This window comes from Achromobacter sp. NCFB-sbj8-Ac1-l (assembly GCF_052695805.1).
Window position 1 is genome coordinate 3,362,593 of the sequence record NZ_CP199812.1, and the last position, 20,067, is coordinate 3,382,659.

The window sequence follows — 20,067 nt, forward strand, 5'->3', positions numbered from 1 at the left end:
GGCATCGGGCCCGTGCAATCCCGGGTTTGCACGGGCAGGCATCACACACGGTTATCGCGAGCCCACCGGCAGGTAGGCGCCGGACTCGACCAGGTCCTGCTCGTTGCGCTTCAGGCGCGCCACCACGTCGTCGCCGCCTTCGGCGACCAGCAGCCCCAGCAGCGCCTCGGTCACGCCCATGGCCGCGGTGACCGACGGAAAGAACGAAGCGCCAGCCACGGAATACAGCACCGTCACCTGCGCGGCGCGCGCCAGGGGGGAGGCGTCGCTGTCGGTCAGCGCGACCAACGACGCGCCCGCCGCCCGCGCCGCCTGCGCGACCGCCAGGCTTTCACTGGAATACGGCGCAAAGCTGATGGCCACGACGACGTCGCGCGGCTCGATGGCGCGCAGCTGCATCTGCAGGTTGCCGCCCAGCCCGTCGACCAGGTGCACGCTGTTGCGGAACAGCCGGTAACCATAGACCAGCGAATGGGCGATGGAAAAGCTGGCGCGAAAGCCCGCCACATGCACCTGGCGCGCCTGCTTGAGCAGCTTGGCGGCAGCCTTGAGCGACGGCAGGCATTGCTCGGCGGTGGCCGCCAGCGCCGCCTGCTGCGCGCGGAACAGGTCATCCAGCAAATCCGGCCGGCGGCTGCGCTGGGCCAGGCTGCGGGCGCGTTCGCCGTAGCCCTGCCCATTCAGCCCCAGGTCGCCGGCAAACGCCGACTTCAGTTCGGGCCAGCCGCCATAGCCCAATTGCTGCGCCAGCCGCACCAGCGTGGCGGGCGGCACGCCGGCGCGCTCGGCCAGCGTGCGCATCGAGCCGATGACGACTTCGTTGGGATGGTCGATCACAAAGCGCGCGGCCACTTGCAGCCGCGGGCTGAGGCTGTCGAAACCGTCGATGATCTGCTGTCGGGCTTTCACGGGGTCTCCATCGCGCCGATGCGCCGCTGTTCCACGCCCAGATCGCGCCAGGCCTCGCCATGGCAGGTGAACATCAGCACCTGATGCCGCGTCGCGGCGTCGAACAGCGCGCGCTTCATCAGGTCGCGGCGGGCGTCGTCGGTATGCACCAGCGCGTCGTCCAGCACCAGCAGGGTCGGCCGACCGGCCTCGCGCAGCAGGTCGGCGTAGGCAAAGCGCGCCAGGATGCCCAACTGCTCACGGGTGCCGAAGCTGAGCGCGTCCAGCGGGTCTTCCGCGCCGGCGCGCTGCAAGGCCGCAGGCAGCAGCGCGTCATCGAGCCGCAGCGCGGAATCCGGGAACAGCAGCCCCAGGTAGTGGCTCAGGCGGCGCGCCAGGGGCGCTTGCAAGCGCTGGGTGGCGGCGTCGCGCTTGCCGGCCAGCAAGGTGGACAAGAGGTCAAGCGCCTGCGCGCGGCGCAGGAATTCATCGCGGCGGCGTTGCAGGCGTTCGCAGGCGGCTTGCGCCTCGGACAGCCGTTCGCCCAGGCCCTGCGCGCCGGCCTGTTCCAGCTTGCCCAGCAGTTGCTGGATGTCGCTATGGCGCTTGTGCTGGGCGTCGCGTTCGATCGCTGCGGACTTTTCAAACCGCAGCGCATCCTGTTCCAGCAGTTCGGGGCGCAGCGCGGCCAGCGCAGCCTGGGCCGCTTGCAGGCGCTGTTCGAGCAGGTCGTGGCCGCTGCGCGCCTCGGCCAGCCGGCCGGCGCGGGCCTGGCGTTGGGCCGCGCGTTCGGGCGACTGCAGGTCCGCGCCGCGCGCGGCGGCCTGGGTTTCCAGCAATTGGGCGCGCGCGCTATCGGCATCCAGTGCCCGCTGGGCCGCCGCCAGGGCGTCCATGGCCTGGGCGGCGCTGCTTTCGGCGTCGCGCAACGCCTGGCGGGCCGCAGGCAGGCCATCGTCTGCATCGGTGGCAGGCGGCAAGGCCGCCAGCCGCTCGCGCAAGGCGCTGCGGCGCGCCAGCGCTTCGTCGCGCTGGCCGCGCAGCACATCGATGCCTTTGGGGGCATGAATGGCCAGGGTCTTGCGCATGGCGTCCAGCTCGCGCTGCAAGGCGGCGCTGCGGGCGTGGCGTTCTTCGGCGTCGGCGGCATTGGCCACCCCCAGGCGCGACAGCAGCGCGGCGCTGGCGGCGCGCGCCTCGCCCAGCTCGCGCATCAGCGCCGGCAGGTCCTTGCCGCCCGGTTCGATGCGCAGGCGGCCCACGCCGGGCAGATCGAGTTCGGCCGCGGCGGTCAGCAGCACTTCACCGTTGCCGTCCAGCGCAGCGCCGTCCAGCCGCGCCTCGCGGCCGGGTTCGAACGTGTAGGACACGCGCGTGGCGATGGCCTGCTGCTGCAATTGCAGGTCGCCCAAGGCGCGTTCGCTTTTGCGCAGCGCCTGGATGTCGGCGTCGGCAATCTCGATGCGCACGGCCTCGGCCTTCAGGGCCGAACCTTGTTCGATGAGGTGGGTGGCTTCCTTCAGCGCACCGTCCAGGCGTTCGACGTCACGGTCCAGCTGTTGCAACTGGTGTTCCAGGTCGCGCCGGTCGGCCACGGCCTGGACCGCGGCGACGCGCTGGCGGGCCTGTTCGGCGGCGGCGGCATGCGTGTCGCGCTGCTTGCGGGCGCGGGCCAAGGGTTCCTGCGCCGCTTGGACGCGGGCGCGCGCCGCGGCGGCCTCGTCCGTCAGGGCGCGCAGGTCGGCCTCGTCCTGCTGGTCGCGGCGCACCTGCTCTTGCAGCACCGCCAGCGTCTGCGCCGCCTGGCGCTGCTCGCGTTGCAGGCCCTCGAACGCCTCGCGCTCTTTGGCGACCGCGGCCAGGCGGGCCCGGGCGTCGGCCGCGCGCGCCTCGAAGTCTTTCCACGGCTGGCCGGCTTCGGCCCGCGCATGCTCGGCGCGCAGGCTGGCCAGCCGGTCGACGTCGGCATCCAGCTGGGCCTTGGCGGCCGCGCACGTGTCGCGCTCGGCCTGGGCGCTGGCCAGGGCGTCTTCGGCATCCTTGTAGATGCCCTTGGGCCGGCCGTTGCGCGCATCCAGCAGCGCGGCCCGTTCGGCGGCCACGCGCTCGTACAAGCGGTCGCCGTCGCCCGACGCCAGTTCGCCCGACAGTTGCGTCAGCGCTTCGCGCAGGTGGCCGCCGGCGTGGCCCGCGGCCGCTTGCAGGTTCTGGCCGTCACCCTGCTGGATCCACAGCAGCCCGGGCACGCCGGCCAGGTCGGGCTTGCTTTGCCCGCGCGTGGCCAATTCAAAGCCCAGCAAGGCGGCCAGCGCGTTCTCGGCCTCTTCGCCTTCCAGGCGCTGGGCGCCATTGTCGATCAGCAATTCGCAGCGGGCGCGCGACAGGAACTGCTTTTTCAGGAGATAGTCATGGCCCGCATGAGCGAACGCCAGTTCCACGCTGGGACGCGCGCCGGACTCGCCGCGCGGCGCCAGGTCGGCCACGGTGCGGGTGCTGTAGCGTTCCAAAAACGCGGCGCGTATGGCCGCGGCCACCGTGCTCTTGCCGGCCTCGTTGGGGCCGACGAACAGATTCAGCCCGTCTTGCAGATCGTCCAGCACCAGGGGCTGGCGGAACTTGCGGAATTCTTCCAGGGCGATGCGCGAGAGCTTCATTGCAGGCTCCCCTGGGTGGCGGCGTCACGGCCCGCGGCATCGCGAGGCGCGGCATTGCCCCCTGCCCCATCGCGCTGGAACCGCAGCAACAAGCGCAACGCCTCGCTGGCAACCGCCGCCTGTTCGGGGTCGGCCTGCATCGCCTGCAATTGCGTCGCCACCTCGCCCACGTACCCGCTGGCGCCCAGTTGCGCCAGGTCGGCTTCGTCAGGTTCGAGCAGCAGCCCGGAAAAATCCGACAGCACGGCGCGCGCCTGCGCCGCGGCCTGGTCCACCGCCCACTGCAGCGCTTCCCAGGTGGGCACATTGACGTGGCCCTGCAATTCCAGGCGCAGCACGTCTTCGGCCCGCAGGCCGGCCAGGCGTTGCGCCAGCGCCTGCGCGTCGGTGGGCAGGCTGAGCGTTTCGGTCCAGGCCGACCAGCGGTACTTGCCGGTGGCCACGCGTTCCACCACCGGCACCGCGCCCGGCGCCGCGATCCGCACGTCCAGCACATAGCCGGGTTCGTTGCCCCGGAAGCGGTCTTGTTCCGGCGTACCGGCGTACCAGGTGCGTTCGTCGATGGCCAGGCAACCATGCCAGTCGCCCAGCGCCAGGTAGTCCAGCCGCGCACGCGCGGCGCGGTCGGGCGCGATGGGGTTGGTGGCGTCGATGGTGTCGGGCAGCCGGCCCGCCACGCTGCCGTGCGCCAGGCCGATGCGCAGGCGGCCCGGCTCGGTGTCCATGGCGTCGAAGGCCTGCGTGACGTCGTCGTAGGTGTGCCGCTGGGTCAACGGCGCGGCCAGCACGGCCAGGTTCTGCGCGGGCAGGTCCACCACGCCGGGGCGCAGCGGCACGTGCACATTGGGCGCAATGCAGTCCAGTTGCGCGGCGCGGCTCCAGACGCTGTCGGCCAGCGCGGCGTCGTGGTTGCCGGCGATCATGACCCATGGCCCGCTGTATGCGGCCAGCGCGGCGAACAGCCGGCGGATGGTGCGGTCGGACACGCCCTGCGTGTCGAACACGTCGCCGGCCACCAGTACCGCGTCCACCTGGCGCTCGGCGGCCAGCGCCGCGATGCGGGCCACGACGTCCAGCCGGGCCTCGGCCAGCAAGGCGGCATCGTCGGTGTCGAACTGGCCGTATTGACGGCCGATCTGCCAATCGGCGGTATGCAGGAAATGAGTCATGCCCGGATTGTAGAGGCCGGCGGCCCGCCAAAGAACAATGGCCCGACCGGCATGTTGCGCCGAGCGGGCCATTGAGGCGCCAGCTTATGGCCGGCGGCCGGAAAAAACGGAAAACCGGCGGACGTCAGGCGCCCTTGCCGTCCAGCACCAGCGGCCGGTGGGCCGACGTGTGGCGGTCGTAGCGGGACAGGTCCAGGCCGTCGGTGCGGATCTGCGGACGCTGGCCCATGACCTGGTCGGCCACCAGCTTGCCGGAACCGCAGGCCATGGTCCAACCCAGGGTACCGTGGCCGGTGTTCAGGAACAGGTTGCCGTAGCGGGTCGGGCCGACGACCGGCGTGCTGTCCGGCGTCATGGGGCGCAGGCCGGTCCAGAACTCGGCGCGGGGCACGTCGCCACTGCCCGGGAACAGGTCGTTGACGACCAGTTCCAGCGTCTTGCGGCGCGCGTCTTTCAGGCGCAGGTCAAAGCCCGACAGTTCGGCCATGCCGCCCACGCGGATGCGGTTCTCGAAACGCGTGACGGCGATCTTGTAGGTTTCGTCCAGGATGGTGGACACCGGGGCGGCGGCCTCGTCCTTCATGGGGATGGTCAGCGAATAGCCCTTGACCGGGTACACCGGCAGGTCCAGCCCCAACGGTTCCAGGAAGCCGCGGGTATAGCTGCCGAACGCCGCCACGTAGCGGTCGGCGGTCAGCACCTGGTCGCCGACGCGCACGCCGGTCACCTGGCCGCCGGCCGTGTTCAGGCCGGCCACCGGCTGGTTGTAGCGGAAGTCCACGCCCAGCGCCGCGGCCATCTCGGCCAGGCGGGTGGTGAAGAGGCGGCAGTCGCCGGTTTCGTCGTTGGGCAGGCGCAGGCCGCCGGCCAGCTTGTGCAGCGAGCGCGCCAGGGCGGGCTCGGCGCCCACCAGGCGGTTGCGGTCCAGCAGTTCGTAGGGCACGCCGACTTCCTCGAGCACGGCGATGTCGCGGCGCGCGGCTTCCATCTGGGCGTCGGTGCGGAACAGCTGCAGCGTGCCGCGGGTGCGTTCTTCGTAATGGATGCCGGTGTCGATGCGCAGTTCGCGCAGGCAGTCGCGGCTATATTCAGCCAGGCGCAGCATGCGTTCTTTATTGACGGCGTAGCGCTCGGCCGAACAGTTGGCCAGCATGGCCGCCATCCATTTCAGCTGGTACAGGCTGCCGTCCAGGCGGATCGCCAGCGGCGCGTGCTTCTTGAACAGCCACTTGATCGCCTTGAGCGGAATGCCGGGCGCGGCCCACGGCGTGGAATAGCCCGGCGAGACCTGGCCGGCATTGGCGTAGCTGGTTTCCTGGGCGGCGCCGGGCTGGCGGTCCAGCACCGTCACTTTGGCCCCCTGGCGGGCCAGGTAATAGGCGGTCGTGGTGCCGATGACGCCGCTGCCGAGGACGATCACATGCATGATTCTTTCCGAAGTTTGGTTTTGGTCAGGAATTTCGGTAGTCTATGAGCCTCATCGCAGTGAAAAACACTGATTATTTTTCTTTGGCAGTGCTTTTTCTCGGGCACCCCTGCTTTTTTGCCTCCCAAAAGTGAAATGCGCGACCTGGACCGTATCGACCTGAAAATCCTGGATATCCTGCAGCGGGAAGGCCGCATAGCGGTCACCGAATTGGCCGAGCGGGTCAGCCTGTCGGCCACCCCCTGCTCGGACCGGGTCAAGCGCATGGAACGCGAAGGCGTCATCACCGGTTACCATGCGCGCGTCAACCCGGCCGCCCTGGGCAAGAACCTGCTGGTCTTCCTGGAAATCAAGCTGTCCGCCAAGTCGGGCGACGTGTTCGACAAGGTGAAAAAAGAATTGCTGTATGTACCCGAGGTCATGGAATGCCACCTGGTGTCGGGCGACTTCGACTACCTGGTCAAGGCCCGCCTGACCGAAATGAACGAATACCGCCGTCTGCTTGGTGAAATCCTCAAGCGCCTGCCCGCCTCGGCGGAATCGCGCAGCTATGTGGTGATGGAGGAAATCAAGGAGACCCTGTACCTGCCCGTCGACCGGTAACGCTTACCGCGCCTTGTTACCCGGCCGGCTGCCGCCGGCTGCTATGCTGGCGGCCGTTCCGGTCCGTGCCCGCCCGGCCCGACCCCGATTTTCTTGCTTTTTCTCGACTATGACCCGTCTTTACAAATACTTCTTCCGCGGCCTGATCACCGTCCTGCCGCTCGCGCTGACCATCTACGTGCTCTATATCTTCCTGGCGTGGACGGAAGCGGTGGCGCTGACGTTCCTGCGCCCGTTCATCGGCGGCTTCTATTTCCCCGGGCTGGGCCTGCTGCTGGGCATCCTGGGCATCCTGGCGATCGGCTACCTGGTATCCAAAGAACGGGTCAAGCGCGTGCTGCTGCTCGTGGAAATGCCCTTCACCAACCTGCCCGTGGTCAAGAGCATCTATTCGTCGCTCAAGAGCTTTGCCGATTACTTCTCGCCCGGTTCCAAGAGCACCGCCCAGCAGGTCGTGGTGCTGCGCATTCCCGGTCAGCAGCTGGAACTGGTCGGCCTGATCACGCGGCGCAACCTGGACGGCCTGCCCGAGGGTTTCACGCAGGGCGACCGCGTGGCGGTGTACCTGCCCATGGGCTACATGATCGGCGGCTATACCGTGTTCGTGCCGCAGGAATGGGTGCAGCCCATCCAGATGTCGGTCGAGGAAGCCATGCGCTCGTCGCTGATCGCCTGGATGGCGCGCGCGGAATCCGGCAACGTCCGGCCGGCCCCGGTCGACGTGGCGGGCGTCGTCCCGACGGCGACGCCCATTGCCCCCACGACGGGCGGCACTGCCGATGGCACCCACGGCAATCCCCCCGGCGGCAACCCGCCCGGCAGCCAAGGCTGATCGGCCCGCTTTTTCTTTCAACGGTTTTTCGCGACATGCCCATCATTGAATTCACGCTTGCCGAAGGCAGCCCCTATATTGAAGTGAACCAGCTGCTGAAAGCCACCGGCGTGTGCGACAGCGGCGGCGCCGGCAAGATGCTGGTGGCCGACGGCCACGTCAGCGTCGGCGGCGTGGTCGAAAGCCGCAAGACGGCCAAGATCCGCCCGGGCCAGATCGTCACCTGCGGCGACGTCCGCATCGTGGTGCGCGAAGCATGAAGCTCAAGATGTCGCAGAACTCCATCTTCGCGGTGCTGCTGCGCTCGCCGTGGTGGATGAGCGCCGTGGTCGCCCTGGTGCTGGCCGTGGGCGGTTTCGCCGCCCTGCCGCTGGACTACGCCGCCATGGGCGTGTTTGCGGCCGTGCCGTTCGCGGTGATCGCCATCATGGCAGCCTACAAGCAGTTGCGCGCCCCGTCGGGCGCCCGGGTCGAGGCCGTGGCGCAGGCCGCCGCGGCCATGTCCTGGACCGAATTCGCCACCGCCGTCGAAGCCGGCTTTCGCCGCGACGGCTGCGAAGTCGAACGGCTGCAGGCGCCGGGCGCAGACTTCGCGCTCAGCAAGGATGGCCACGTGGCGCTGGTCAGCGCCAAGCGCTGGAAGGCCGCCCGCACGGGCGTAGAACCGCTGCGCGAATTGCAGGCCGCGCGGGAAAAGCGCGGCGCGCGCGAAGCCATCTACATCGCCTTGGGCGAGGTGTCGGACAACGCCCTGCAATACGCCCGCGCCCAAGGCGTGTCGCTGATGGCCGCGCCCGAACTGGCCAAGCTGCTGCGCGACCTGAAGCCCTGATCCCTGCCTGACCGCGGCATGCGCCTCAGGCGCGCCCCCCTTGCCTGAACCTGGAGAACACCCCGCATGACCTATCGCCTGATGGCCGACGCAGTACTGGTACTGCATGGCCTGTTCGTCGCCTTCGTCGTGTTCGGCGGCCTGCTGGCGCTGTGGCGCTGGCGCCTGGCCTACCTGCACCTGCCTGCACTGGCGTGGGGCGCCATGGTCATCGGCATGGGCTGGATCTGCCCGCTGACGCCCCTGGAAGTATCGCTACGCCAGCAGGCGGGCCAGGAAGGCTACGGCGGCGGTTTCATCGAGCACTACATCCTGGCCGCGATCTACCCGGATGGCCTGACGCGCAACGTGCAGATCCTGCTGGCGGTCTTGCTGGTGGTGGGCAATCTCATCATCTACACGGTGTGGGCCCGCCGCCGCCGCGCCAGCCGCGGCAAACCCGCGGCGACCCTCCTCAGCCGACGCGCACGCTCGTAGTCGACGGCCTCTTCCCTGCATCCGGAGTTCCGCATGAGCTTCCTGAAGAAAATCCTGGGCCAGCAGCCCTCGCCGGCCGAAGCCGAAGCGCCCGCCGTCAGCGATCCGTCGCAAGACCCGAACCTGATCCGTGCGTTTGACGCCTACGGCCGCGAAATCTTCGTGACCCGCGAGCAATGGCGCGACAACGTGCTGGCCGGCGCCATCGAACGCCACCGGGACGATGCCGATTCGCTGGCCAGCCTGATCATCCAGTCGCTGGGGGATGGCTTCGTCGATGAAATGCTCAAGCCGGCCGAACGCCTGGTCGCCCTGGAACCTGCCGCCGAGCGCGCCGCGGTGCTCCTGGCCATCGTCTACATGAAGACCGGCCGGCTGGACGACAGCGAACGCGTGCTGCTGGCCTACATGCAGCAGCATGGCGAAACCGGCGTCACCCTGACCAACCTGGCCAAGATCCACGACGAACGCGGCGACGAGGCCCGCGCCCGCGACACCCTGTGGCGCGCGCTTGAACGGGACCCCAACCAGGAAAACGGCCTGGGCTGGTACGAGGCCATCCACCGCGAATACGGCGGCGACGTGGCCGGCGTGACCGCCATGCGCAAGGTCGCGGCGCTACCCGGCAGCTGGCGCGCGCAGCTGTGGCTGGCACACGCCGAACTGGGCGCGCACAACCTGGCCGGCGCGCTGGCGCTGTACCGCGAAGCCCTGGCCCGCGCCGGCACGCCCACACCCGCCGGCCTGCTGCTGCAGCTTAGCGCCGACCTGGGCAATGCCGGCGCCATCGAACCCATCCTGCAACTGGCCGGACCGCGCTTTGACGCGGCGGCGCATGGCGTCATGGTCGGCAACAACCTGATCCGCGCCCACGCCGAACTGGGCCAGTACGACGACGCCCGCCGCATTCTCGACCAGCTCTACGCGCAGCAGCGCCCCGACTGGCAGGAAAACCTGGCGTACTGGGACACCGAACTGGCCCGCGCCGCGCTGGGCGACGGCAGCGTGCCCGAATCCACCGAAATGCGCTTTGCCATGCTGCTGGGCCGCGGCCCGGTGTGGCTCGCGCCCGAGTCGCCGGCCGCCGCGCTGTTCGACCCGATTGCGTCGAATCGTCCGCTGGTGTCATTCCTGGGCGGCTCGGCCGAGGTCGACGCCGCGCCCGACCACGCCGAACGCCAGCTGGCCGACGCCACCGGCCGCCTGAGCCGCGCGCTGCCGCTGTATTTCAACGAGCAACTGGCGCTGCGCTGCGGCCTGCGCACGCAGACGCTGGTGCCCTGGCTGACGGAACCCGAACCTGGCTTCGTGCTCAGCGGCGTGGCCTGGGACGACGCCGATGCCATCCGCTACGCCCAGCAATGCGAGGCCCAGAGCGACTTCGTGGTGATCTCGCACCTGGTCACCACCAGCGAGCCCTGGCAGGCCCAGGTGCGCGTGCTGCGCACGGATGACGAGGAATGCGTCGGTACCCTGTCCGCCTATTTCCCCATGGCCGACCCCACGGCCGCCCTTCAACGCCTGACCGAAGACCTGGTGGCGCTGGTGGCCCGCGCCACGGCGCAGGCTCCCAGCAACGCGCCCCGCAACTACACGGTGCCGGACGGCGCGGCGTTCCCGCGCTACCTGCTGCGTCTGGAGCAACTGCTGGCCGTGCGCTGCAACGGTGCCAACGACAAGCACCCCGGCCACCTGAACGGCGAACGCGAGATCCTCGACGGCAATATCCGCCAGTGCCTGGACTTTCCGCACAGCGTCAATGCCCGGCTGCTGCTGGCGCAGACCGTGCGCGCCATGCAGCAGATCCGGCCCGACGTGGTGAAGGAATTCGAGGACAAGATCGCCCTGTTGCAGCGCGAGCAGCCGCTGGCACCCGAGGCGCAGGCAGTGGTGCAGGCCTTGCTGGATTGACCCCTTACAACGCCCGCGCGATCACCAGCCGCTGGATGTCGCTGGTGCCCTCGTAGATCTGGCACACCCGCACATCACGGTAGATGCGTTCCACCGGAAAGTCGGCCAGGTAGCCATAGCCGCCCAGCGTCTGGATCGCGGCCGAACACACTTTTTCGGCCATTTCCGACGCAAACAGCTTGGCCATCGACGCTTCGGTCAGCGCCGGCCTGCCAGCCTCGCGCAGCGCCGCGGCGTGCAGCACCATCTGGCGGGCCGCGTGAATCTGGGTGGCCATGTCGGCCAGGCGGAACGACACCGCCTGGTGTTCCATGATGGGCTTGCCGAACGCCTGGCGATCGCGGGCGTAGTCGCGCGCGCATTCAAACGCCGCGCGCGCCATGCCCACCGATTGCGAGGCGATGCCGATGCGGCCGCCCTCCAGGTTCGACAGCGCGATCTTGTAGCCCTCGCCCTCTTCGCCCAGGCGCCACGCGGCCGGAATGCGCATGTCTTCAAACGCAATCTGGCAGGTGTCCGACAGATGCTGGCCCAGCTTGTCTTCCACCCGCACCACCTGGTAGCCCGGGGTATCGGTGGGCACGATGAACGCCGAAATACCGCGCTTGCCGGCCTGCGGGTCGGTCACGGCGAACACGATCACGGTCTGGCCCGTGCGGCCCGAGGTGATGAATTGCTTGGCGCCATTGATGACGTAGTGGTCGCCGTCGCGCACCGCGCGGGTGCGCAGGCTGCTGGCGTCCGACCCGGCCTGCGGCTCGGTCAGTGCAAAGCCGCCGATGTGCTGGCCGGTGGCGAGGGGTCGCAGGAACTGTTCTTTCTGCGCGTCGGTGCCGTACTTCAGGATCGGCATGCAGGCCACCGAGTTGTGCACGCTCATGATGGTGGAGCAGGCGCCGTTGCCGGCCGCGATTTCCTCCAGCGCCACCGCGTACGACAGGTAGCCGCTGGCGTTGCCGCCCCATTCCTCGGGCACCAGCATGCCGAAGAAGCCCAGCTGGGCCATCTCGGCAATGGCGTCAGCCGGATAATGGTGGTCGCGGTCCCAGCGTTCGGACTGGGGCGCCAGGCGTTCCTGGGCGAAACGGCGCGCCATGTCCTGGACGCTGAGCTGTTCTTCGGTCAATAGCATGGTTGTCTCCTGTGCGGGCAGTACCAGGCTGGCGCGGGTGGGCGCCGCCCGTGTTTTCTTGCGCGGGCCGGCCGCCCGGGATGCGGGCGTGGCACGATTGCGAGAATACACCGGCGGCGGCTATCTGACCCCGCCGCCACCCCGCTTCAGGCGGCCCGCCCCTCGGGCCCTGTCAGCCAGCCGGATCGTCCAGGATGCCGGTGACGAAATCGATGAAGGCCCGCACCTTTGCCGCCGGCAAATGGCGCGACGGATACAGCGCGTACAGCGCATAGCGGTCGCCGATATAGTCGGGCAATAGTTCGACCAGCTTGCCCTGGCGGATCAGTTCCTCGACGCCGCTGGCCTTGAAACGGGCAATGCCCGCACCGCCCAGGCAGGCGCCCAGCATCGTCCAGCCGTCGGTCAGGTGCAGCGGCCCCGAGGTTTCCACGCGCGTGGTCCGGCCTTTCTTGCGGTAGTTCCATTCCAGCAGCTGGCCGGTCATGGTGCTGCGCATCTGGATGCAGGCGTGGCGCGCCAGGTCGGCCGGAGCCGTCGGGACGCCGTGCTTGCGCAGATAGGACGGCGCCGCCACCGTGACCGAGCGGGTATCAAGCAGCTTGCGCGAGACCAGCGACGACGACGGCGGTTCGCCGAAGCGCACCGCGATGTCGAAACCGTCGGACACCAGGTCGCCCAGCTGTTCGCGCGTGGCCAGATCCAGCGTCAGGTCCGGGTGGCGTTCCAGGAACCGCGCCAGGTGCGGCGCCAGGATCAGGCGGGCAAAGAACGCGTCTACATTGACGCGCAAGCGCCCCTTGACCGCCGCCGACGCACCGCCGGCGGTGGCGATGGCCTCGCCGATGCCCGCCACCAGCGGATTGATCTGCTCGTACAGCCGGCGGCCCTCGTCCGTCAGCGCCACGGCCCGGGTGGTGCGATCCAGCAGGCGCACGCCCACGCCGGCCTCCAGCCGCCCCACCGCGCGGCTGACCCCGGATGCGGTGATGCCCAGCGCCTCGGCCGCGCGCGCGAAGCTGCCGCTTTCCACCACGGCGGTCAGCACCCCGATGTTTGCCAATACCCGGCCATCCAGCGCCATATCGAAGACTCCTGATCTGAAGTCATGAATGTTATGACTGAATTGCCATTCTCTCAACAAAGGCCGCGCACTACGATTTGCCCCGGCGTGATCGATCCGCATCGCGCCAGTGTCTGGAGAACCCCCCATGTATGCCATTACCGGAATCAGCGGCAAGGTCGGCGGCGCGGTCGCCGAAGCCCTGCTGCAAGCAGGCCTGCCCGTGCGCGCCGTGCTGCGCAACCCTGCCAACGCCGCCGCCTGGGCCGCCCGCGGCTGCGACATCGCCATCGCCGACATGACCGACGCCGCGGCGTTGGCCCGCGCCTTCGAAAACGTGGACGGCGCGTTCATCCTGCCGCCGCCCGAGTTCGACCCGGCGCCCGGCTTTCCCGAAGCGCGTGCCGCCATCGACGCGGTGGCCTCGGCCATTGCCCTGGGGCAGCCGCGTCGGGTCGTCTGCCTGTCGACCATCGGCGCACAATCGACGCAGCAGAATCTGCTGACCCAGCGCACGCTGATGGAACAGGCGCTGCGGCGCCTGCCCGTGCCCATGACCTTTCTGCGGCCGGGCTGGTTCATGGAGAATTTCGCGTGGGACGTAGCGTCGGCGCGCGTTGACGGCCTGATCGCATCCTTCCTGCAACCGCTGGACCGCGCCATTCCGATGGTGGCCACCGCCGACGTCGGCCGCATCGCCGCGCAGTTGCTGCAAGACACCTGGACGGGCCTGCGCGTGGTCGAACTGGAAGGCCCGCAGCGCATCAGCCCGAACGATGCCGGCCGCGCCTTTGCCGACGCACTGGGCACGCCCGTGTCGGTGCAGGCCGTGCCGCGTGAAACCTGGGGCGCCCTGTTCACCGCCCAGGGCATGAAAGAGCCAATGCCGCGCATCCAGATGCTCGATGGCTTCAACGAAGGGTGGATCGACTTCGAAGGCCCGCGCGACAGCATCTTGAAGGGCCAGGTGACGCTGGCCGATGTGGTGCGGGGGTTGATCGCGCCCTAGCTGCCGTGCCGCTTGCCGGCCGGATGATGGCCGGGCGGGCGCCGGTCGCATTCCGGATGCTGCTTCAGGCGTTCCTGGAAATCGCGCGCCAGCTGGTCGATGCTGATCGTCGCAAAGCGCTCGAGGAGCAGGCGGCGCGATTCGACCAGCGCGCCTTGCAGCCCGGCGTTCACCGCCTGTTCGACCAGGCATTCGGGTTCGCTGTCGGCCAGGCCCAGCGCGAAGATGGGCGGCTCGCCCAGCGCCTGGTAGACGTCCAGCAGCGTCAGGTCGGACAGCTGGCGCGTCAGCACCCAGCCGCCGCCGTGGCCTTTTTCGGACTGCACGTAGCCGTGCTCGCGCAGGCCGGACATCATGCGGCGCACCACCACGGGGTTGGTGTTGAGCATCTTGCCGATGGTCTCGGAGGTCAGCGGCGCGTCGTGCTCGGCCATGTGGATCAGCACGTGCAGCATGCGTGACAGGCGGTTGTCGCTGCGCATCGGGGAAGTTTCCTGGGTCTTGGATTGAAACATTATAAGTTGCGTGAAAAGCGACGTTCGCCTTATCATGCAACTTTTAAAGTATCGAGATAGCCATGCAAGTGGAAGTGCAACCTCCCCGCTATGACGCCGTCATCGTCGGCGGCAGCTTCGCCGGCCTGTCGGCCGCCATGCAACTGGCCCGCGCCCGCCGCCGCATTGCCCTGGTGGACGCGGGCCTGCCGCGCAACCGCTACGCGGCGCATTCGCACGGCTTCCTGGGGCTGGACGGCAGGTCGCCCACCGAGATCGTGCGCATCGGCCGCCAGCAGTTGGCGGCCTACGGCACCGTGGAATTCATCGACGGCACCGCCACCCACGCCGAGGAATCGGCCGGACGCTTCCTGGTCACGATGGAAGACGGCCGCGTGCTGCATGCGTCCCGCCTGGTCCTGGCCACCGGCATGCGGGACGAACTGCCTGCCTTGCCCGGCCTGCAGGAACGCTGGGGCCAGACGGTGCTGCACTGCCCCTATTGCCATGGCTACGAAGTGGCTGACCGCCCGCTGGGCGTGCTGGCGGCGCATTCGCTGTCGGCCCATCAGGCGGCGCTGCTGCCCGACTGGGGCCCGACCACCTATTTCACGCAAGGGGAATTCGAACCCGACGCGGAACAAGCCGCCCTGCTGGCCGCGCGCGGCGTGCGCATCGAACGCACGCCGGTGGTGGGCCTGCTGGGCCAGGCGCCGCAGATCGACGCGGTGCAGCTGGCCGACGGCCGCCGCCTGCTGGTCAACGCGATCTTCGTGGCGGCCCGCGTGCACATGGCCAGCCCCCTGGCCATGCAGCTGGGCTGCGCCTTCGACGCGGGGCCGTTGGGGCCGTACCTGCGGGTCGACGATTTCAAGCAGACCACGGTGCCGGGCGTGTTCGCGGCGGGCGACGCCACCTTGCCCATGGCCAATGCCACGCTTGCCAGCGCGTCGGGCGTCATGGCGGGGGCTGCCGCGCACAACTCGCTGGTGCGGGCCGCGCTGCGCAGCCTGGGCTGACAAAGGGTCAGGCAGCGGGTCAGGCAGAGGCGCCTGGCGGCAACGTGCTTACCGAGCCGCCCGACGCCCGCTCAGGTGCACTGCCAGAGATGCCCGCTGACGCGGCAATGCGCGCACCAGAAGGTGTAGTTGCAGCCGCCGCTGCCCCACGACCATTCACCGCCATCTTCCTGCGGCAGGTCGGAATCCAGCTGCATCGCAAACGCCATGCGGGTGTCGCAATCGGGACACGGCGGGTATTCGCCCTGCTGCACCCAGCTGGGCGGGCCGCCCACGCGGCTCAGGTTCTGGCGGCCGTTGGAATCGCCCCAGTCCTGCCAGGTCCAGCGCTTGGGCGCCTGGAACAGCGTCACGTCGGCTTCCAGCAACGGCCCGGTGGGAAACTCGGGGACAAGCGGGTCGTCCCGGCGCTGCGATGGATGCGCCTGCGGCGCGCCCTGGCCGTCGTGCCGAAAGAACAGCACTTCGGCATCCGCCTCCCAGCCTTGGCACGCCAGGCAGGTCGCGAATTCCAAAGGCGTCGCGCAATCGATGCCGGCTTGCGCCGGTTGCTGCAAGGCCAGCAGGCGGTGCAGCGGGCCGTGGCACACGCCACAGGTGGCGGTCAGGGTGCCGCCCATGCGGCCCGCGGCGACCGCGGGCGCATCGGCCTGTGGCGCCTTTTCAGCAACTGACGCGGCGGCTGACGCCGCAACCGCGACGGGCGGCGCAGCGTTCACGGCCCCCCACGTCGGATGCAGGCGCTGGATATCGCGCCGCCAGGCCGGCTGAGAAGCCAGCATCAATTTGCGCTGCGCCGCGCTGAAACGAATGTGCAGCGGCTGTTCACCGTGCAGCGCCCGGGCCTGCCCGTTGTCCTCGGCATAGCCCACCGCCATCAGCCAATAGATGCCGTTGGATTCATCCTGCGGCACGAACACGCGCCGCCAGGCCTCCAGCACCAGATCCGGATGGCGCGAATGCAGCACGGCGCGGGCCTTCAGGTATTCCAATGACCCTTCTTCGGCCTGCGGGCCGACATCCGCCAGCCACGCGCGGGCCGTGTCGGCATCCAGCGCACGCCAGGCCAGGTCCACGCCAAAGCGCGGGCCGCCCTGCCCCTGGTGCGCAGCCGCGAGCAGATGATCCCAATCGTCGGCGAATACCTCGGGCCATTGCGCCGCGGCGCAGTCCAGCACTTCGGACAAGCCGTTGCCTGTCTCGCCACGCCGGGACCGCTGCCAGGCCTGGCGCAGCACGTCGGCATGCGTGGCGTCGTCCATCAGGTCCAGGGCGGCATCGATGAAGGTGGCGTGTTCCAGCCCGCGGTCCAGGAACAACTGCACCAGCGCGCCCAAGGCCTGGGGATCTTCCTGCCGCAGCCGCAGCACCTGGCCCATGGGGTCGTTGTTCTTCCAGCCCCGTTGCTGGAAGGCCTGCACGATTTCAAGGGGCGACATCACGCCATCCGCCCGCTTGTCCGTCATGCCGGCTCCTTGCGGCCCGCACTGGCGAATTTCTTCCAGTCTTCGTTGTCCACCAGGGTGGACCGGAACACGCGCAGCTTCTCGCAGCCCTTGATGGCCTTGAGCACCTTCTTGACCTGGTCGCACACCGTGGCCGGCAGCCATGGGCTAAGGGTGACGCGCTTGATGGCCGTCAGTTCGACCGGCACCCGCAGCACCGGCGTGTCGCGCGTCTTGCGGCATACGAACAGGCGGAATTCCTTTTCGTCGCGAAAGGCGTGGCGCTTCAGAAACGGCAGATCGGCATCGGCCGGCGGCTGCTCGCGCAGCGACTTGATGGTGCGGTACTGCACGGCCTCGGCGCGCATATCGGGCACGCCAGAGACCTGCGCCACCAGTTTTTCCTTGTCGAACTCGATGCAGACCCCGCCGCTACCGTGCGAGAACACGCGCCAGTGGTGGTAGGTCTCGGACGCCTCGGCCAGGCACAAGGCGTAGACGCCTTGCAAGCGCTTGGCTCGCGCATATTCCTCGATGTAGAACGAATCGTTGCGGTCGTCCCACGCCTTCGGATTGAGCAGCGCCAGTTCGCCGGACATGAGGAAATCGATCAGATAGGGAAGCTCGGTATATCGGCGCAGCGAGGTAGCCAAGGTGGCGCTCCGGTAATGAACCCAGGCGCCAGTCTACCCTCGCCGTGCGCCTCACGCACGGTACACTGGCCGCTTCGCCAAGGAGACCCGATGTTGCAGAACCATAGCGAATCCCGTCCCGCGCCACGACGCCGCGCGCCCACCAGCCAGCGCTTCTGGTTCATCGCGCTGGGCGGCACCATCGCCTCGTCCAGCTACCAGATCATGCCTTTGCTGCAAGGCGATTTTTCGGTGCTGCAAAAGATGATCGTGCCCGCGGCCTTGCTGATCTGGCTGTACCGCGGCAGCGAATGGGCCCGCTGGCTATTGATGGCCGTGCTGCTCGGCTTTGGCATCATGAATATGTACCTGGGTTTCGCGCTGCTCGACTTGCCCGTCAGCTATTGGCTGAAGGTCTATGTGTTCAGCGGCTTCATGGTCGCAACCGGCCTGTACCTGGCGCTGGCCGGCAAGGATTTCCAGCACTACCGCAATTACGTCACCCAGCGCGACGGCCCGCGCGCCGCGGCCCGGCAACGGGCGGCCGAGCAGGCCCGCCGCCAGGGCGCGGCGCGCTAGCGCGCACTGCGCGTCAGCGCAATGCCGACGTAAAGAACGCGATCACCTTCGCGTTGAAGTCACGATGCCATGCCGCCCGGTCGAACCCGGGCGCATCGGCGCAGATCGCGGGCGTGGCGTCGGCCTGCCCCGCCGAGCACGGCGCGAGGAAGGCGAAATGCCCCGCGCCGTCGACCCGTTGAAACTCGGCCTGCGGCAAGCCCGCGCGCACGGCATCCACGCTGGCGGGCGTGACGCCATCGCCGCCCAATGCCGACGCCCATAGCTGCACCGGGATCGACACCGCCTTCAGCGTGTCCGCCGTGAAGGCATTGAGGGGGTCGGCGATCACCGCCGCGCGGATCCGTTCATCACGCACATACGGCTGCGCGGCAATCTTGCCGTCGCGGATGTCGCGGCACATCGGCAACCCCGATTCGCCCGCGCAGAGACTCAGCCCCTGCTTGAAATCGGGCACGGCCCCCGCCAGCACCAGCCCGGTATAGCCGCCCCGCGAGAACCCGAAGACCCCCACCCGGCCATCCAGCTGCGCCTTGCCAGGCCAGGCGCCGGTCAGGTAGTCGATCAGCCGCCGCATCTCGCGCGGGCGGGTCGAGAAGATCGACAGATACCCCTGTCGCGACTTGTCCAGCGCGTTGTCGCCCACATGGTTGATGGCCGCCACCACGAAGCCCGCGTCCGCCAGCGCCGCCGCGGTGTCGTGATGGCCCAGGAATGATCCGGCCGATCCGTGCGACATCACGATCAGCGGCTTGGCGCCCTCGGTCATCGGGCAGTCCAGCGTGGCCGCCATCTCGACGCGGCCAATCTTGACCTGGCCTGCCGGTGCCGCGCAGGGATACCAGATGCCGCCCTGCAAGGCCGGCCCGTTCATGTCCATGGGCAGGTTCAGGCGCTGAAAGCCCGCGGCCTGGGCGACGCCGGCGGATGCCAGCAACAGGGCCAGGCAGAAGCGAAGGGAACGAAGACAGGCGGCGGCAGGCATACAGGCAGATGAAGGAGATGGGCGCAAAGGCCGAATGGCCGTGAAACACGGCCCGATCAGAGTGGGCATTTTAATGATCGCGGCGGGTCGGGGCGCGGCATGCCGATACGACGCAGGCAGGCACGTGTTGCAGCCCGGCCATGCCGGCCCGGACCTCGGCGCGCAGGTCGCTGGGGCTGCGGCCGGTCACGTCGCGGAAAATGCGGCCAAAGGTGCCCAGGCTTTCCCAACCGGTGGCGAACGCGATGTCGGTGATGGGCAGGTCGGTGTCGCGCAGCAAGGCAGTGGCCTGCTCGATGCGGCGCGTCAGCAGGTAGCGGTGCGGGGGCAAACCAAACGCTCGTTTGAAGGACCGGGCGAAATAGGCCTCGGAGACCCCGCTGACCTCGGCCAGGCGGCGGATGGGCCACGCCTGGTGCGACGCCGCGTCCATGCGGTCTTTGACGCGCAGCAGGCGGCGCAAGAGCGCGGGATCCTGCAGGCGCTTGGCCGTGATGGTGCTCGGGGCGCCTGCGTGCGTCTGCGAGTGCGAAGATGGGCGGGATCGCATGGAATCGGGGCGGGGAAGATTGCCCGTCAATATAGCTGGCTATTTCTTTCCCACAAAGCCAGCCGCATGGCCAGAGCCAGGCACCCGTAGCTCTCGCCGAGCGACGCCTGATGCCGCGTGAAAACCCTAGGCATTTATCCAATAGGCGTTGCGTAAAAGAGAGAGTAAAAGATGTCTAGAGTTCATTGGCTGGTTGCAACGACATAAACCCTCACCTCTCGCCGGGACGAGAAGTTTCATCGATTATGCCCGCGCGCTCGCATAACCGGCAGCACTGCCGGGTTGCCGTGGCGCCCGGCCCAAGGAGTTCACGCAGCGCGCTCTGCCGAATTCGGGCATTGGCGTGGACCGTTGCAGTTCGACTCTT

At 68.7% G+C, this 20,067-nt stretch carries 20 protein-coding genes; 9 read left to right on the forward strand and 11 right to left on the reverse strand.

Annotated elements, in window-relative coordinates:
• Window positions 1–51: 51 nt before the first annotated feature.
• From ACUDP5_RS15380 to ACUDP5_RS15395, 4 genes are all read right to left on the reverse strand, one after another.
• Window positions 52–909 (reverse strand): MurR/RpiR family transcriptional regulator, encoded by an 858-nt coding sequence (locus tag ACUDP5_RS15380; RefSeq protein ID WP_263913261.1) that lies wholly within the window; start codon window positions 907–909, stop codon window positions 52–54.
• Window positions 906–3,542 (reverse strand): AAA family ATPase, encoded by a 2,637-nt coding sequence (locus ACUDP5_RS15385; RefSeq protein WP_445656475.1) that lies wholly within the window; start codon window positions 3,540–3,542, stop codon window positions 906–908. The genes ACUDP5_RS15380 and ACUDP5_RS15385 overlap by 4 nt, the downstream gene beginning before the upstream one ends.
• A complete protein-coding gene (locus tag ACUDP5_RS15390) occupies window positions 3,539–4,711 on the reverse strand; it encodes a metallophosphoesterase family protein (protein WP_445656476.1) in 1,173 nt (390 codons plus the stop codon). The genes ACUDP5_RS15385 and ACUDP5_RS15390 overlap by 4 nt, the downstream gene beginning before the upstream one ends.
• 124 nt (window positions 4,712–4,835) lie before the next feature.
• Complete coding sequence (locus ACUDP5_RS15395; protein ID WP_263913258.1) at window positions 4,836–6,137, reverse strand: D-amino acid dehydrogenase; 1,302 nt, start codon at window positions 6,135–6,137, stop codon at window positions 4,836–4,838.
• 135 nt (window positions 6,138–6,272) lie between these two features.
• On the opposite strand from ACUDP5_RS15395, the gene ACUDP5_RS15400 reads away from it, so the two are divergent.
• From ACUDP5_RS15400 to ACUDP5_RS15425, 6 genes are all read left to right on the forward strand, one after another.
• Window positions 6,273–6,740: a winged helix-turn-helix transcriptional regulator gene (locus tag ACUDP5_RS15400; RefSeq protein ID WP_263913257.1), complete on the forward strand. Its 468-nt coding sequence runs from the start codon at window positions 6,273–6,275 to the stop codon at window positions 6,738–6,740.
• A 109-nt stretch (window positions 6,741–6,849) separates the two neighbouring features.
• Complete coding sequence (locus tag ACUDP5_RS15405) at window positions 6,850–7,572, forward strand: DUF502 domain-containing protein (RefSeq protein ID WP_263913256.1); 723 nt, start codon at window positions 6,850–6,852, stop codon at window positions 7,570–7,572.
• A gap of 35 nt (window positions 7,573–7,607) precedes the next feature.
• A complete protein-coding gene (locus ACUDP5_RS15410; protein WP_025136391.1) occupies window positions 7,608–7,832 on the forward strand; it encodes an RNA-binding S4 domain-containing protein in 225 nt (74 codons plus the stop codon).
• Window positions 7,829–8,404: a restriction endonuclease gene (locus ACUDP5_RS15415; protein ID WP_445656477.1), complete on the forward strand. Its 576-nt coding sequence runs from the start codon at window positions 7,829–7,831 to the stop codon at window positions 8,402–8,404. Before ACUDP5_RS15410 ends, ACUDP5_RS15415 begins: the two co-directional genes overlap by 4 nt.
• A gap of 66 nt (window positions 8,405–8,470) precedes the next feature.
• A complete protein-coding gene (locus ACUDP5_RS15420; protein WP_263913253.1) occupies window positions 8,471–8,881 on the forward strand; it encodes a DUF2784 domain-containing protein in 411 nt (136 codons plus the stop codon).
• Between the two features lie 33 nt (window positions 8,882–8,914).
• Window positions 8,915–10,792, forward strand: a complete 1,878-nt coding sequence (locus ACUDP5_RS15425) for a tetratricopeptide repeat protein (protein WP_445656478.1) — start codon at window positions 8,915–8,917, stop codon at window positions 10,790–10,792.
• A gap of 4 nt (window positions 10,793–10,796) precedes the next feature.
• Here the strand turns inward: ACUDP5_RS15425 and ACUDP5_RS15430 are convergent, their stop codons facing one another.
• Both ACUDP5_RS15430 and ACUDP5_RS15435 read right to left on the reverse strand, forming a co-directional pair.
• Entirely contained in the window at window positions 10,797–11,924 is a 1,128-nt protein-coding gene (locus ACUDP5_RS15430) for an acyl-CoA dehydrogenase family protein (RefSeq protein ID WP_445656479.1), read from the reverse strand.
• A 172-nt stretch (window positions 11,925–12,096) separates the two neighbouring features.
• Window positions 12,097–13,008, reverse strand: coding sequence for a LysR family transcriptional regulator (locus tag ACUDP5_RS15435; RefSeq protein ID WP_445656480.1), 912 nt, complete (start codon window positions 13,006–13,008; stop codon window positions 12,097–12,099).
• A 127-nt stretch (window positions 13,009–13,135) separates the two neighbouring features.
• Between ACUDP5_RS15435 and ACUDP5_RS15440 the strand changes: the two genes are divergently transcribed.
• Window positions 13,136–13,996, forward strand: coding sequence for an NmrA family NAD(P)-binding protein (locus tag ACUDP5_RS15440; RefSeq protein WP_445656481.1), 861 nt, complete (start codon window positions 13,136–13,138; stop codon window positions 13,994–13,996).
• Here the strand turns inward: ACUDP5_RS15440 and ACUDP5_RS15445 are convergent.
• The gene (locus ACUDP5_RS15445) at window positions 13,993–14,478 is read right to left on the reverse strand and encodes an Rrf2 family transcriptional regulator (protein ID WP_445656482.1); all 486 of its coding nucleotides are present in this window, start codon (window positions 14,476–14,478) and stop codon (window positions 13,993–13,995) included. The genes ACUDP5_RS15440 and ACUDP5_RS15445 overlap by 4 nt on opposite strands.
• A 95-nt stretch (window positions 14,479–14,573) precedes the next feature.
• Here ACUDP5_RS15445 and ACUDP5_RS15450 point away from each other — a divergent pair, with 95 nt between their 5' ends.
• On the forward strand, window positions 14,574–15,509 hold the full coding sequence (locus tag ACUDP5_RS15450; protein ID WP_263913247.1) for an NAD(P)/FAD-dependent oxidoreductase: 936 nt from the start codon (window positions 14,574–14,576) through the stop codon (window positions 15,507–15,509).
• A gap of 71 nt (window positions 15,510–15,580) precedes the next feature.
• On the opposite strand, the gene ACUDP5_RS15455 is transcribed toward ACUDP5_RS15450, so the two are convergent.
• Together ACUDP5_RS15455 and ACUDP5_RS15460 are read right to left on the reverse strand one after the other, a co-directional pair.
• Window positions 15,581–16,975, reverse strand: a complete 1,395-nt coding sequence (locus ACUDP5_RS15455; RefSeq protein WP_445656483.1) for a hypothetical protein — start codon at window positions 16,973–16,975, stop codon at window positions 15,581–15,583.
• Window positions 16,972–17,607, reverse strand: a complete 636-nt coding sequence (locus tag ACUDP5_RS15460) for a DUF2971 domain-containing protein (RefSeq protein WP_263913245.1) — start codon at window positions 17,605–17,607, stop codon at window positions 16,972–16,974. The genes ACUDP5_RS15455 and ACUDP5_RS15460 overlap by 4 nt, the downstream gene beginning before the upstream one ends.
• A 90-nt stretch (window positions 17,608–17,697) precedes the next feature.
• Here ACUDP5_RS15460 and ACUDP5_RS15465 point away from each other — a divergent pair, with 90 nt between their 5' ends.
• Window positions 17,698–18,165, forward strand: coding sequence for a hypothetical protein (locus ACUDP5_RS15465; RefSeq protein ID WP_445656484.1), 468 nt, complete (start codon window positions 17,698–17,700; stop codon window positions 18,163–18,165).
• Between the two features lie 13 nt (window positions 18,166–18,178).
• Here ACUDP5_RS15465 and ACUDP5_RS15470 read toward each other — a convergent pair whose 3' ends face one another.
• Together ACUDP5_RS15470 and ACUDP5_RS15475 are read right to left on the reverse strand one after the other, a co-directional pair.
• Window positions 18,179–19,150, reverse strand: a complete 972-nt coding sequence (locus ACUDP5_RS15470) for an alpha/beta hydrolase family protein (RefSeq protein WP_445656485.1) — start codon at window positions 19,148–19,150, stop codon at window positions 18,179–18,181.
• Window positions 19,151–19,220: 70 nt separating this feature from the next.
• On the reverse strand, window positions 19,221–19,700 hold the full coding sequence (locus ACUDP5_RS15475; RefSeq protein WP_445656486.1) for a helix-turn-helix transcriptional regulator: 480 nt from the start codon (window positions 19,698–19,700) through the stop codon (window positions 19,221–19,223).
• Between the last annotated feature and the right edge of the window lie 367 nt (window positions 19,701–20,067).